This is a genomic window from Dubosiella newyorkensis (assembly GCF_001945605.1).
Lineage (GTDB): Bacteria > Bacillota_I > Bacilli_A > Erysipelotrichales > Erysipelotrichaceae > Dubosiella > Dubosiella newyorkensis.
Window position 1 is genome coordinate 123842 of record NZ_MPKA01000044.1, and the last position, 13627, is coordinate 137468.

The 13627-nt window shown below is 44.8% G+C and carries 15 protein-coding genes and 1 tRNA gene; 13 read left to right on the top strand and 3 right to left on the bottom strand.

Translation table 11 applies throughout. The annotated features are described in order from the left end of the window. Window positions 1–31 precede the first annotated feature (31 nt). From BO225_RS02210 to BO225_RS02255, 10 genes are all read left to right on the top strand, one after another. The gene (locus BO225_RS02210; RefSeq protein WP_076340642.1) at window positions 32–847 is read left to right on the top strand and encodes a transketolase; all 816 of its coding nucleotides are present in this window, start codon (window positions 32–34) and stop codon (window positions 845–847) included. A gap of 1 nt (window position 848) precedes the next feature. Further along, a complete protein-coding gene (locus tag BO225_RS02215; RefSeq protein WP_076340643.1) occupies window positions 849–1772 on the top strand; it encodes a transketolase family protein in 924 nt (307 codons plus the stop codon). Continuing rightward, window positions 1772–2362 carry a class I SAM-dependent methyltransferase gene (locus BO225_RS02220; protein ID WP_076340644.1) on the top strand — a complete coding sequence of 197 codons (591 nt, stop codon included), beginning with the start codon at window positions 1772–1774 and terminating at the stop codon, window positions 2360–2362. Before BO225_RS02215 ends, BO225_RS02220 begins: the two co-directional genes overlap by 1 nt. A gap of 64 nt (window positions 2363–2426) precedes the next feature. Beyond that, on the top strand, window positions 2427–2627 hold the full coding sequence (locus BO225_RS02225) for a hypothetical protein (protein WP_076340645.1): 201 nt from the start codon (window positions 2427–2429) through the stop codon (window positions 2625–2627). A 141-nt stretch (window positions 2628–2768) separates the two neighbouring features. Then, entirely contained in the window at window positions 2769–5324 is a 2556-nt protein-coding gene (locus tag BO225_RS02230; RefSeq protein WP_076340646.1) for a SpaA isopeptide-forming pilin-related protein, read from the top strand. After that, complete coding sequence (locus BO225_RS02235) at window positions 5317–7032, top strand: SpaA isopeptide-forming pilin-related protein (protein ID WP_076340647.1); 1716 nt, start codon at window positions 5317–5319, stop codon at window positions 7030–7032. The genes BO225_RS02230 and BO225_RS02235 overlap by 8 nt, the downstream gene beginning before the upstream one ends. Further along, window positions 7019–7807, top strand: coding sequence for a class C sortase (locus tag BO225_RS02240; protein WP_076340648.1), 789 nt, complete (start codon window positions 7019–7021; stop codon window positions 7805–7807). Before BO225_RS02235 ends, BO225_RS02240 begins: the two co-directional genes overlap by 14 nt. Next, window positions 7804–8232 (top strand): hypothetical protein, encoded by a 429-nt coding sequence (locus BO225_RS02245; protein ID WP_076340649.1) that lies wholly within the window; start codon window positions 7804–7806, stop codon window positions 8230–8232. The genes BO225_RS02240 and BO225_RS02245 overlap by 4 nt, the downstream gene beginning before the upstream one ends. Window positions 8233–8287: 55 nt before the next feature. Next, window positions 8288–8376: transfer RNA gene (locus tag BO225_RS02250), tRNA-Ser, on the top strand. A gap of 124 nt (window positions 8377–8500) precedes the next feature. After that, window positions 8501–9673: a cation diffusion facilitator family transporter gene (locus BO225_RS02255; protein ID WP_076340650.1), complete on the top strand. Its 1173-nt coding sequence runs from the start codon at window positions 8501–8503 to the stop codon at window positions 9671–9673. Here BO225_RS02255 and BO225_RS02260 read toward each other — a convergent pair. Next, the gene (locus tag BO225_RS02260; RefSeq protein WP_076340651.1) at window positions 9666–10433 is read right to left on the bottom strand and encodes a DeoR/GlpR family DNA-binding transcription regulator; all 768 of its coding nucleotides are present in this window, start codon (window positions 10431–10433) and stop codon (window positions 9666–9668) included. The two genes, BO225_RS02255 and BO225_RS02260, sit on opposite strands and share 8 nt — an antisense overlap. A 152-nt stretch (window positions 10434–10585) precedes the next feature. On the opposite strand from BO225_RS02260, the gene BO225_RS02265 reads away from it, so the two are divergent. Next, the gene (locus BO225_RS02265) at window positions 10586–10849 is read left to right on the top strand and encodes a hypothetical protein (RefSeq protein ID WP_076340652.1); all 264 of its coding nucleotides are present in this window, start codon (window positions 10586–10588) and stop codon (window positions 10847–10849) included. On the opposite strand, the gene BO225_RS02270 is transcribed toward BO225_RS02265, so the two are convergent. Further along, the gene (locus BO225_RS02270) at window positions 10840–11634 is read right to left on the bottom strand and encodes a purine nucleoside phosphorylase YfiH/LACC1 family protein (RefSeq protein WP_076340653.1); all 795 of its coding nucleotides are present in this window, start codon (window positions 11632–11634) and stop codon (window positions 10840–10842) included. The two genes, BO225_RS02265 and BO225_RS02270, sit on opposite strands and share 10 nt — an antisense overlap. A gap of 1 nt (window position 11635) precedes the next feature. Further along, window positions 11636–11815, bottom strand: a complete 180-nt coding sequence (locus BO225_RS02275) for a hypothetical protein (RefSeq protein WP_076340654.1) — start codon at window positions 11813–11815, stop codon at window positions 11636–11638. A 198-nt stretch (window positions 11816–12013) separates the two neighbouring features. On the opposite strand from BO225_RS02275, the gene hrcA reads away from it, so the two are divergent. Continuing rightward, entirely contained in the window at window positions 12014–13060 is a 1047-nt protein-coding gene (gene hrcA, locus BO225_RS02280; RefSeq protein ID WP_076340655.1) for a heat-inducible transcriptional repressor HrcA, read from the top strand. Next, the gene (grpE, locus tag BO225_RS02285; RefSeq protein ID WP_083632046.1) at window positions 13044–13622 is read left to right on the top strand and encodes a nucleotide exchange factor GrpE; all 579 of its coding nucleotides are present in this window, start codon (window positions 13044–13046) and stop codon (window positions 13620–13622) included. The genes hrcA and grpE overlap by 17 nt, the downstream gene beginning before the upstream one ends. The last annotated feature ends 5 nt before the right edge of the window (window positions 13623–13627 follow it).

A 13627-nucleotide genomic window follows, 5' to 3' on the forward strand; every position in this document is an offset into this window, starting at 1 on the left:
TAAAGGCGTATAACGAATGAAGGAGAAATATATGCAAAATTCAGAACTAGAAAGGCATGCCAATCAAGTCCGCAAGGATATTATTCTCGAAACACATGCTGCGCAAAGCGGCCATCCTGGTGGAAGCTTAGGAGCCGCAGATCTGTTGACAAGCCTCTATTTCGAAGAAATGGATATAAATGAAGAAAATGTCGGCACATTGGATCGTGACCGTTTTGTCCTCAGCAAAGGGCATGCCAGTCCAGCTCTATATGGTGTATTAGCAGAAAAAGGACTTTTAGATCCTGAACTTTTGATTACTTTTCGTAAAATGGGTTCTCCCCTTCAAGGACACCCAAGCATGCGTTATCTAAAGGGGGTCGACATGTCGACTGGATCTTTAGGTCAAGGTGTCTCGGCAGCCGTGGGTATGGCGCTCGCCAATAAACTTGACGGAAACACGCATCGGATCTATACGCTTTTAGGCGATGGAGAATGCCAGGAAGGTGAAGTGTGGGAAGCGATCATGTCCGCTGCCCATTATGGACTCGACAATCTTTGCATTCTTGTCGACAACAACGACCTACAGATCGATGGACACGTCAAAGATGTCATGAGCATTTACCCGCTGACCGATAAATTCAAAGCATTCAATTGCTATACGATTGATATCGACGGTCATGATTTCGACGCGATCCGTTCAGCGTTTGCCAAAGCGAGAGAAAACAAAGGCAAACCAACGGTCATCATCGCGAAAACGATCAAAGGAAAAGGTGTCTCCTTCATGGAAAACAAAGTCAATTGGCATGGAGTCGCACCAAAAGATCAAGATAAAGAGCAAGCACTCAAAGAATTGGAGGCAAACTAATATGGCAAAGATCGCGACCCGCGTCGCTTATGGAGACGCTTTAAAAGAGCTGATGAAGGACGATATCAATATTGTTGCCTTAGACGCCGATCTAGCCGGCAGCACAAAAGGGGCGGAAGCCGACAAGGTCGCTCCAGAACGCCACTTTGATATGGGAATCGCCGAAGGAAATATGATGGCTGTCGCGGCGGGTCTTGCGGCAAGTGGCAAGATCGCTTTCGCGAGCACGTTTGCGATGTTTGCGACAGGAAGAGCCTATGAACAGATCCGCAACTCGATCTGCTACCCGGCGCTGAATGTCAAGATCTGCGCTTCCCATGCGGGCGTGAGCGTCGGGGAAGATGGAGCGAGCCATCAATGTATCGAGGATATTTCTTTGATGCGTTCCATACCGAATATGCGGGTGATCGTTCCTTGCGATTATCAAGAAGCCAAACAAGCCATTAAACAGATCGCGTATCTAGATGGGCCTTATTATGTTCGTTTAGGAAGAAGCGGCGTTGAAGAAGTCAACGATGAAAATTATACATTCGAGCTAGGCAAAGGGGTCGTTTTAAAAGAGGGCGAAGACAACAAGATCGCCTTAATCGGAAGCGGCAGCACCGTGCAGGAATGCTTGAAAGCGTATGAAGCGATGGCAAAGAAGCCAACAGTTGTCAATATTCATACGATCGCTCCGATCGATCGGGATTTGATCCAAAACTTAGCAAACACATACGATAGGATCATTACGGTCGAGGATCACCTTGTGACAGGTGGCCTAGGTTCAGCGGTGGCGGAAGTTATGGCTGAAAGTGGCGGAAAGGCAAAACTCACGCGCTTAGGTATTCCGGACGTGTTTGGCGAAAGCGGAAAGCCAGACGAGCTTTATCATAAGTTCGGTATCGATGCCGCTTCGATCCAGAAAGAAGCAGAACGGGCATAATGGCGCATTATTTTACGGACCAATCCGAGGTGGAAGATCGTCCTTTCGAGATCCACTTTGACCTAATGGATCGATCCTTTTCTCTGCACTCGAATTTGGGGGTCTTTTCGAAAGACAAGCTCGATGAAGGGACCCGCCTTCTTTTAGAGAACGTATTGAAGGAGCAGGAGCCGCCAAAAAATTGTTTGGATCTCGGGTGCGGGATCGGTGTCGTTTCAATCGTTCTAAAATCATTTTGGGATACAAAAATGACGTTGATTGATGTCAACGACAGAGCGCTTTCTTTAGCGAAAGAAAATATGGGATCGCATCATTTTGAGGGCGAATTTTTCTTGAAAGATCGAGTCGATACCGGAGAATACGCATGTATCGTATGCAATCCGCCGATCCGAATCGGAAAAAAGCCGATGTATGCGCTCTTGGATTCTGCCCTTTCGCATCTAGAGCAAGGCGGACATCTTTGGATCGTGATCCGCAAAAGTCATGGGGCGCAAAGTGCGATCAAGCATTTTGAAGAACAAGGCTGCGAAGTAGAGAAGGTCGATAGTAAAAAGGGCTATTGGGTCTTGAAGATCACGCCAGGCGTGTGAGCATATTTGTATTTTTTCCCCTATAACAATTCTATAATGGAAATAGAAATTGGAGGAATAAACAATGGCTGAAGAAAAGAAATGCTTACGCGACAAAGTGCCAGCCGATAGCTTAACTGGCTTGTTTATGCAAATCTCGCATAAAATTTGTAATGGAAGCGAAGAAGAGATCGTCAATGACCGCCTTTTCTACAATATGGAAAAGCACGATAAAGAAGAATTGAAGAAATTATTGACCAAAGCTCTTCGTTCCATGGAAGAATAATGAAATTAAAAGAAGCAAACAAATGAGCGTTTGCTTCTTTTTTTGTGGTCAATTGATGTGAAATTATAAAATCGATCTTTTTTAAGACCATTTTTCTAAAAAAATTCGTATTGAAAGAAGGTGAAACGAGAGGAGAAGAAGATGATCAAAAAAATATTCGGGGTCTTCTTTGCGAGCTGGCTTTGTATTTCGCCTAGCTTTCTCTACGCAAAAGAGGAACAAGTAAAACTTCATGTTGAAGTCGATGGACCAGGTACGATCTGGATCGATGATCAGCGAGTCCAAAAAGAAGCCCCACTAGAACAAAGGCTCGATCGCGGCGCTATCCTTTCCATTTTGGTAAGCGGCCAGATCGAATCAATGCTGATCAATGGACAAACACAGAGCGCCTTCGAAGAAAAAGAAATCGTGCTCGAAGACGATACAACGATCAAGATCGCGTTTCAAGAAGCGGAAAATGAGCTAGAAAAAAAGGGGATCTTTCTTGATATAGAGAATATGGGGATGATTCCAGCCCATCAAGAAGCGATATTAGAATCTTATCAAAGAGGAGAAGAAGCGCACTATGTCCAGGAAAGATTCAAGGCGGCTAAAAAAACGGGACTGATCGATTATGTCGATGATCATGGCTTTTTGACTCCCCAATTTGGCAAGATGTTTTCCTGGATCTCTCTTGATGTGCCAGACGCGATCCTTTTAAAGAAGATCGAAACACCAGAGACGATTTTAGAGCCTATGGAACTTATTCCCGAGACAAAAGGCTATTCTGTGATCGATTCAGCGCATTTTACGGCCCACGTTTCTCCGGGCTACATTTCAAATGGCTTATGGAGACTCTCGAATGGAAAGCTCGCCTATTGTGCTCAAGCGATGATGGCAGAACCTATGATCAACGACGCGACAAGCGATCCATTTCTTGTCGATAATGCTGCGCTAAGAAAGGCGCTCTATTATGGACACGATGGACCAGGAAATATCCTTCCTTCGAAAGGGTGGGATGTGGCTAAGCAAATCGTTGCCACCAATGATTTTTGTTCGATGGCCTATACAGGTGTTTCGCTTGGAAACCAAGCCGCGAATGGTTGGCATTGGAACAATTGGATCAGGAGCGCCTATGAGGAGATCATGGCTAAACCCGATCCGATCCAATACGGCTATGTAGCCTACATGGTCAAGACGCCTGGAAGCGGCATCAACTGGGCGGGACAGCATGCGTCTAAACAAAATCTAGCGTTCGGGGATTATGAACCGACAGGAAGCTTACAAATCAAAAAAAGTTCATCGAATCCAAGCATTTCGCAACACAATCCAAATTATAGTTTTCATCGCGCCAAATATGGCCTCTATAGCGATCCAAAAGCGACGCAGCTCGTTGGAGAGTTTATTTTTGATGCCAATGGCGTATCCAACACGATTTCCAATTTAAAATATAAAACATTTTATTTAAAAGAGCTGAGCGCGCCGCAAGGCTTCGCGCTCGATCCAACGATCTATTCGATAACGATTTCCAAATCTACGACACAATTTGAAGTCAAAGATCTTCCAAAGATCAATCCTGTTTCGCTTTTGCTCAAAAAAGTCGATCAACAGACGGGACTCTCGAAACCGCAAGGATCGGGAAGCCTGCAAGGCGCGGAGTATCGAGTGGACTACTATGCCGACGCCAAAAAGGCACCTATACGTTCCTGGGTGCTAAGAAGCGATGCGAATGGTGAAATTTATTTAAAAGACGCTTACAAAGTTTCTGGCGATCCCTTTTATACGAATTCGCTCGGACAGCCTGGTTTTCCGATCGGCACGATCAAGATCCAGGAGATCAAAGCCCCTTCTGGATATTTATTGGACCCTGAAATTAGAGAAATACAGATCAGGGATGCGGGTAATGTGGAAACGCTTCTTTCCTTCAAAGCGATCGAATGGAAGGAAGCTCCCATTTCTTTGACTATTTTCAAGCATCAAAAAGGGATGGACGTGCCAATCGCGGGCACTCGCTTTATTCATACGCTGCCAGATGGGTCGCAAAACGAGCTCGTCAGCGATGAGAATGGAAGGATCGATCTTGCGGGGCTGGCGTTTGGAGAACATCGTATTGAGGAAGCCGAAGCGAAAAATGGATATGTGTTAGATCCATCGCCTTTTGTGTTTGTTGCCAAGGAGTCGGGAATCGAAGTGAAAGAGTGTCCTCCTTGTATGGAATGGGATGGGAGAGTATTGAAAGTCGAAAACGCACCAACTTCGTTTTCGATCAAAGTCCATAAACAGAATCGGGCCAAGACGGCATTAGAGGGCGCAGAGTTTACTCTTTATAAAGCGGAGGATTCAAGTGAAGCGTTCCAGATCAAGACAAGCGATGAAAATGGCGATCTTGCCTTCTCCAATTTAGAAGAGGGCAAGGAGTATATCTTGAAAGAAACAAAGGCGCCGCCAGGGTATCGGCTCCCGCTCGATGAGGCGCATTCGATCAAGGTGGAGACGATTCCAACCCAAAATAAGGTGAATGTTTGGATCGATGGCATCCTTCAAGAGGGTCCACACTTTGATTGGGAACAAAAACAATTGAATATGCTCGTCTACAACCAAGAGCAGATGGTCTTGCCGAATACGGCTTTGTTTGTCGCCAGCTCATGGGGAAGTTTGCTTGTTTTGGCGAGTATAGGAATGATTTATAAAAAGAGAAAGGATATTGGTCATGAATAAATCTATTTTTAAACTATTTGGAATGTCGGCGCTCGTGTTGAGCGCGATCTTGGGAGGTCTTTCGATCGCGGATCGTCCGCTTGTGCTAGAAGCCCATGCGCTTTCTCGTGAACAAGAAAAAGGGGTCCATCTTCTAGGAGATGGTCCTGCTTCGATCTTGATCAAAGGGAATGCAGAGCAGTCTTTATTGAACAAGTCGTTTAGGGTCTATCAGCTGTTTCACGCGGAAAATTCACAGAATCAAGATTCGATCAATTATTCATGGAATCTAGATACGAAAGCGGCGATTCAAAAGCTAGTTGGTCAAGCCTTGAACAAAGCGGCCGACCAAGTCCATGAATACGAGGCGATCGACTATATTCAATCGCTCAACAATGAAGGGCATTATGCGGATTTTCGATATTTTATGGAAACGCTGCGCACAGAATTGAATGCGACTTCCAAATCGGTGCGCAACGTTACGATCGAGAGCGTGGATGAGAACAACCAAGCGCGCTTGGAAGGATTACCTTTTGGGTATTATTTGCTGGATGAGACATCGTCTTCTGGAACGCATTCGGCTAACTCCTTATGTATGGTAAGCACAGCCAATCCGACAAGCGAGATCCATATCAAATCGGATTATCCAGAATTGATCAAAAAGATCTTTGAGGACGATCAAAACGTTGGCTGGAATGATATAGGAGATCATGAGATCGGACAAAGCATTCCATATAAATTTGAGTCGCGGATCCCCGATCTGAATGGGTATACGACATATACGGTCCAGTTTCAAGATCGGATGGACGAAGCCTTAGATTTTGATCCATCGTCTATAGAGGTCAAGATTGGCGATTATACGCTTCAAAAGGGAGAATGGGTCTTAGAGCAAAATGTGGATGGCGATTCGTTCCGGATCACGATCCCGGATTTGAAGGCGATCGTGGATCGGGAATTTGCTTCGGGTCTAGATGGTGAAAATGGTCATAACGAATATGGACAAAAGCTGCAGCTCTTTTATCGGGCTTCTTTGAACGCAAAAGCGATCGATCGTGGTCTTGAGGGGATCGAGAATCATGTTCGTCTCGTATATACGAATGATCCAGATTCGAATAATGCGCAAGGATGGGGAAGCACGCCATGGGATAGTGTCGTTTCCTATACTTATCACATTCAAGGAAAAAAGGTCAATGAAAAGGATCGTCCTTTAGAGGGGGCTTCGTTCTTGTTGTTTGAGGATGCGGCCTGCACGCGGCAAGTCTATGTCGAGAAGGATGGCGAGCGTTTCATCGTTTCCCAAGAGGCCAATGATCAAAGCATCCAGAGCGGAGCGAATGGTGATTTTTTGATCGGGGGACTGGACCAAGGCACGTATTATTTGAAGGAGATCAAGGCACCAGAAGGGTATCGTCAGCTTCTTGATCCGATCGAGATCGAGATCAAGCCAACATTTGTAGCGGATCGAAATAAGTATACTGCGCAAGGAGAGGGATTGTTGGATCTAAGCGCGGGCGCTAAGATCAAGACGTTTTATAGCGGACTCTTGAATGAGGAGGCTCAAGATCTCTTGGTCGATGTATCTCAGACGAAAATTGGACTTTCCATCGTCAATAAAGCGGGAATCTTGCTTCCGTATACGGGCTCGTATTTGACATTAGGAATGATCGTTTTTGGATGTGGCTTGTCTCTTCTAGCCTACAAAACGATCAAGAAGCATGAAAAAGAATAATGTGTTTTGGCGTTTTGTGTTCGGAGCGGGTGTTGTTTGTGCATTTTTGCCGCTCATGGGGGCTTGGGAAGAGGGGATACGCGCAAACGAGTCGATTCAAGGCTACGAGAAGGCGGTAGAGAGTTTGAATGAGGCCTCGATCGATGAAAATTGGCAGTTGTTGGAGGCGTATAATGAATCGTTGCGTTCGAATCTTTCTTGGATGGAGTATGAAAAAGTCAAAGAGCATTTTTTGCCCTCCGATATTATTGGGTATTTGTCGATTCCTTCGATCGAAGTACGGTTGCCGATTTTTTTAGGGAGCGAAGAAGAGCATTTAAAAGAGGGCGTAGGTCATGTGGCGAGAAGTTCGCTTCCTGTTGGGGGCGTTTCGAGTCGAGCGCTGTTGACAGGGCATAGCGGTCTAGCGAATGGGCGTTTATTTTCGCGCTTGGACGAACTGGAAAGAGGAGATTTCTTTTTGATCAATGTGCTTGGTCGAGAGCTGGCTTATCAAGTGGAGAGGACCGAGATGATCTTGCCGCAAGAAGTGGAGCGCTTAAACATCGAAGAGGGGCGTGATCTTGTGTCGTTGATCACGTGCGCGCCTTTTGGGATCAATACGCATCGTTTGATCGTGACAGGAGAGCGGGTAGAAGAAGAGAATCGGGCGATCTTGCTGGAGAGAGAGGTCGTTAAAGTTCCTTCTTGGAGAGCGTTGGTCTTGTCGTATGGGCCTATTGGTTTGAGCATCGTCTTTGGATGGATGTGGATGAAAGGAAGAAAAAAGGGATGAAAGGATTAAAGATTTTGTTGGTGTTTTTGGGCTTGTTTGGTTTGAGTGGTTGTTTGGCGACCAAGAGTCTTTCTGTGATCACCGAGAATGGGGAAAAGGTCTGGTTTACGATGGATGTGAGCGAGAAGGATTATTCTTTACGCTATCAAGAGGATGTTTTGCAGATCGAATCGGATCGGGGCGTAGAGCTGCAGGGCGTGTTGCTGTCGATGGAGGGGTTTAAAGAGATCGTGCATCGCTTTGAAGAGGAATTCGAGCTGGAAGAGAAGATGGAGCCGTTCGTGCATCGTTTTTATCAAGATGGCAATACGAGTTTATTCTTTTTTGAGCTTGTTCCTGATTCGTTGGGAATGGTCATGAGCGGCGAGCAAGGTCTTTTGGAGACGCAGGAAGTGTTTTCGCGCTTGAAGATCGGCGAAGAGTAAAAGCTAAGTCTTGCGGTGGAATAAGAAGTTTGCTATAATGAACGAGCAAATTCATGCAGTCGTATCGAAGAGGCCATAACGAGCTCGACTCGAAATCGAGTTGCCCTAACAGGCACGTGGGTTCGAATCCCACCGACTGCGCCATCGTACAGATTAAACTCCTGAAAGGGAGTTTTTTTTATGGATCAAGAAAAACTGAAAGAAGAAACAAAGGAAATAAAAAGGCAAACCCGCGCGCACAAGCTCTTAAGTAGAGTATACTCAAAGTATGGTTGGATTCTTGATTCGAAAATTTGTTAAAAATTATACAGATTATGCTTCTTCGAAAGTAAGGAGCGGTGTCGGGAAATTGCTCGGTTATGTCGGGATTTTCTTTAATTTGTTTTTGTTTATCACAAAATATATCGTGGGTGTTCTTGTCAACTCCATTTCTATTCGCGCGGATGCGATCAACAACTTGACGGATGCGGGGAGCAATATCATTTCGATCGTGTCGTTTTATATTGCTGAAAAACCAGCGGATGAAGGACATCCGTATGGGCATGAGAGAACGGAGCAGATCACTTCGATTTTTGTTGGGATCGCGATCGCTTTTTTAGGATTCGAGACAGCGAAAGAAAGTATTGTGCATATCATTCATCCTGAGCCGATCGATTTTAAATGGAGCGCGGTCTTTGTGCTCGTCATTTCGATCGTAGTCAAGTTGTACATGTATTTTTATAATGCCCGGTATGGAAAAAGATACAATTCGACGTTGCTGATCGCGAACGCGACCGACTCAAGGAGCGATACGATCGGGACATTGGGCGTTCTTGTGGCGACGATCCTTTCTCCGATCCTTCATTTTCAGCTTGATGGCTATATGGGGCTGATCGTTTCGGGGATCATTTTATATAGCGCTTACGGATTGTTGCGAGAGGTCACGAGCAGCTTGCTGGGCGAAGCGCCGGACGCTTCGATGATCCATGATATTGCTAACGAGATCTTAAAATGCGCTCAAGTCATTTCTGTGCATGATGTGCTTGTCCACAGCTATGGGCCGAATAAGATCTATGCGACCGCACACGCGCAAGTCGATGGTCGAAAAAACATCATGGAAGTGCATGGGGATATTGATAAGATCGAGCGGAAAGTCAAAGAAGACATGGATATCAATTTAACGATCCATGTCGATCCGATCTTGTTAGACGATACGCAAACGGAAATGTATCAAACTCTTTTTGATGAAGCGATCGAGGAGGCGGGCAAAGGAGCCTGGACGATGCATGATTTTTGGATCCGTCCCCGCAAACATCGGGTGGATGTGTATTTTGATCTTGTGGTGCCTTATGAAGAAAGACGCAACGAAGAGGAGCTTTCGAATGCGATCCTTTCAGAGGTCACGATCGAAGAACCGATTTCGCTTTTTATTGAGATCGATCATCCGATCGGACTCAAATAGGCAGCTCGCATTCTATAATGGTAGGGATCGACTCTACCATTTTTCTTTGTCTACGATTCAATGTGGAAGTGACAAGGACATCGATTTCATGAAAACGGCACCAAGAATAAGGGGCTCGTGCTTCAAATTTTGTATGATCGCACACGAGAACGATTTTTTTCGCTTTGTTGAGGATATGTCGTTTTAGACTCATTTCATGGGCGTTCACGGTCGTAAAACCGTTACTGTCTTTAAAGCCATCAGTTCCTACAAAGGCGATATCGATTTGGATGTTGTCGATCATTTCGGTGGCGAACAATCCATAGGTGCTGATTCCGTTTGGGTTGATAAAACCGCCGACAAAGAGAGTGTTGAGATTAAGGGCGACGCATTCATTGGCGGCCAACAAAGAGTTCGTGACGATCGTGAGGTCTTCTTTCTTTTTTAGGATGGAAAGGCCTGGCGAAAGCGTGGAGGCCGAATCGATGAAGACGACTTCTCCGTTTTTGATCAATTTAAAGGCGTTGAAGGCGAGTTTTTGTTTTTCTTCTTGGTTTTCCAGGTTTCTTAAGGTGACGGGAGGTTCGACGTAGCCGCGGAAGACGCGGGCAGATCCGTGTTCTCTTACGATGAGTTTATTTTTTTCTAGCTCTTCGAGGTCGGTTCTTAAAGTTTCGGTGCTGACTTTCATGATCTTGGCGAGTTCGCTCGTTTTCATTTTGTCGTGTTCGGTCAATAGTTGATAGATTTCTTGTTGGCGTCTCTCTTTTTTTGTGGGCATGATTTCTCCTTTTTTTGATTTCCAAAATAATTCGGCTTTATTATATTTTAAAATCCAAAGTTTTTCTTTGTTTTTTGGGGGAAAGCTAAATTTTTTGTTGTGGTTCGACCTAAAGTCTTAGATACTAAGGGCACGAAAGAGGAGGAAAAGATATGTGTGTTGTTCATTTAGAGCCTGAAGAATTCGTACAGCTTATTTTTAGAAAAAAGGTACCGATCGAAGCGCGTGTCTATCCTTTGTTTGGTATAGCGGCGCTCATCCATTTATGTCATGTAGGGAAGACCTTGTATTATATGGATCGGGTAGAAACGAATAAAGAAAATGAGACAGAATTAAAAAGCATGGACTGCTATGAGATCCATGCTCAGTTATATCGTATGATTTGTTTAGATGAAAGATTGCGTCTTCAAGCGTAAATATAGCCGAAGGTAAAGTGCTCTCCACATTGTTTGTCGTTTCGATAAGAAAAACAATCGGTGAGCTCTTTTTTTGTATCCAGGTTGGAAAGGTGGATGTTTTCTGGCTGGAATCCGTTGTTTATGAGCATTTGGGCATTCAAGCCTTGATTGTCGATCAGAGCTTTTTGAGTTGAGATCAGCTGGATAAAGGGAGTTGTATCGAGGCCGATCCTTTTTCCCATGGCATTGATCTGTTCGACAACTTCCATGCCCACTTCTAAAGAATCTTTTAAGATCGATGGCGAAAAGAACGCTTTGGCGCGTGCAGGGTTGATCTTTTTTTCTTTGATCAGCAAAGAGACGCTCTTGTGGGTGATCGCTTGGGCCGTTCCTTTCCAGCCGGAGTGGATCGCGCAAAGGGCGGGCTTTGATTCATCGACGATCAAAATTCCTACGCAGTCGGCTGTGAAGACGCCAATAAGAACACCTGGAAGGTCGGTATAGATCGCGTCGGCATTCATGATGCTAGTGTTTTTGTCGGTGGCTCCTGCGCCGATATCTTGTTTTGTGATCATAACAAGGTGATCGGTGTGCTTTTGCCAAGGAAGCGTGAAGGAAGAAAGAGGAATTTGGAGCTCTTTGCTTAATTGATTTCTATTTTTCATGACTTGGTCTGGATCGATGCAGACGTGAAGGGCCATATTGTTTTGCTCGGGAGCGTGCAGGTCTTTGAGCGTGACGGCGCCATAGATATTGGTGTCGATCCATTCGATGCGTTTGACTTGGTTTGTTTTCTCTTCCATATTATCCCTCGTTGGCTTCTTTTAAGTACGCAAAGATGTGGGCGATCTCTTCAGGATCTGTAATGGCTTTTCCATTTTCTTTAAAAAGGATTTCTTTGTTTTTGGAGAGCCATAGCTCGATCGGTCTGTTTTTGTAAGTGATCATGCCTGTTTTGCGGAAAATATCTTTTGGTTTTTTCATGGTCCTATTTTATCAAATTCTTAATTGATCTGCCTATGGTTTTGAGTGCTAAATTATTGAAGCATATCAATCGTAAAAAGGGGTAGGTTGTGCGAATATTAGATTGCTAGAAGATAGCACACAGCTATTGACACTGCTAATGTCTGTGCTATGATATTAGCAGACATCGGTACTGAGTGCTAGAGAGGAGCTGACAATATGGAATTGACCCAACGTCAACGGATCATTTTCAAAAAGGTCGTGGAACGATTCACATATTGCGCAGAACCGGTTGGCTCAAAAGTCTTAATGGAGCTTCTTGATTTTCCGGTATCCTCGGCGACGATCCGAAACGAAATGGCTACGCTTGAAAAGCTTGGCTTATTAGAGAAGACGCATACTTCGAGCGGGCGGATCCCGAGTAAATTTGGGTATCGCTATTATGTGGAGAATTTGATGGAGACTTCTTTAGAGGCTCCGATCAAAGCTTCGTTGCAGAGTGTGTTTTCTCAACGCCACTATTCTCTTGATGAAATCGTGGAAAAGAGCTGCAGCATATTGAGCGAGATGACGAATTTAACAAGCATCGTTCTTGGGCCCGATTCGACGCACCAAGTTCTTGTGAACATTCAATTGATCCCGATCAATGCAAAGAGCGCGGTAGCGATCTTCGTGACGGATTCAGGTCATACGGAAAGCAAGACTTTTCACTTCGATGAAGCTGTGTCTCTCGAAGATTTGAGAAACTGTACGTCTTTGATGAATGATCATCTAGTGGGGGTCCCGATCAGCGACATCCTTGATAAGATGCAGGAAATCAAGTCGTTGATGGCAGCTAAACTCGTTCGTCATGAAGTGCTTTTCGAGGCGTTTACGGAAGCGTTTATGAAATTCGCAAGCGAAAAGGTCGTTGTTTCTGGTCAAAGCAATATGCTTTATCAGCCAGAATTCAGCGATATCGATAAACTGAAGCGGTTGATGCGGATCTTGGAAAATAGTCATCTTTTTAAAGAATGGGCTCAACAAGGAAGCAATCAAGCGATTCCGATCGGAACGCGGAACGAATTGATCCAGATTGGTGATTGTTCGGTCATAACCGCGAAATTTCATTACAACGATTTAGAGGAGGGGCAGCTCATGGTGGTTGGTCCGAATCGAATGCAGTACTCCAAGGTCATCGCTTTAATGGATTACATGTCGGATGTGATCGAAGGCGTATTTGGAGTGCATGAAGAAGGAGATGCGAGTGATGAGCAAAAAGAATGAGAAAAGAGATCCTACTGAAAATGAAGAAATCATGGAAGTAGAAGACGAGTTGCCGATCCCGGAAGATGAAGTCGAAAACGATTTGATCGAAAAGGATCCTTTGGAAGTCAAAGAGGAAGAAATCGCTTCTTTGCAAGATGAATTGAGTAAAGCGAAAACGGATATTGCTCGTGCTTATGCGGATACGGACAACATGAGAAAACGTCTGCAGAAAGAAACGGATATGGCGAAGAAATATCGGTTCCAATCGGCCGCTTTAGAATTGTTGCCAATTTTAGATTCTATGAACCTAGCTTTGGCAAACGCCCCTGAAAATGACGAAACTAAAAACTTCGTCAAGGGTTTTGAAATGATCCGAACACAGCTCGAAAACGCGATGAGCAACGAGGGTGTGAAGGAAATAGATGCCTTAAACAAACCTTTTGATCACAATACGATGCAAGCGCTCATGCAAGAAAAAGTAGATGGCGTAGAGCCTGGTATCGTGGTGGAAGTGCTTCAAAAAGGATATATGTTGAAAGATCGCATTTTGCGCCCGGCCTTAGTGAAGGTCAGCGAATAAGGAGG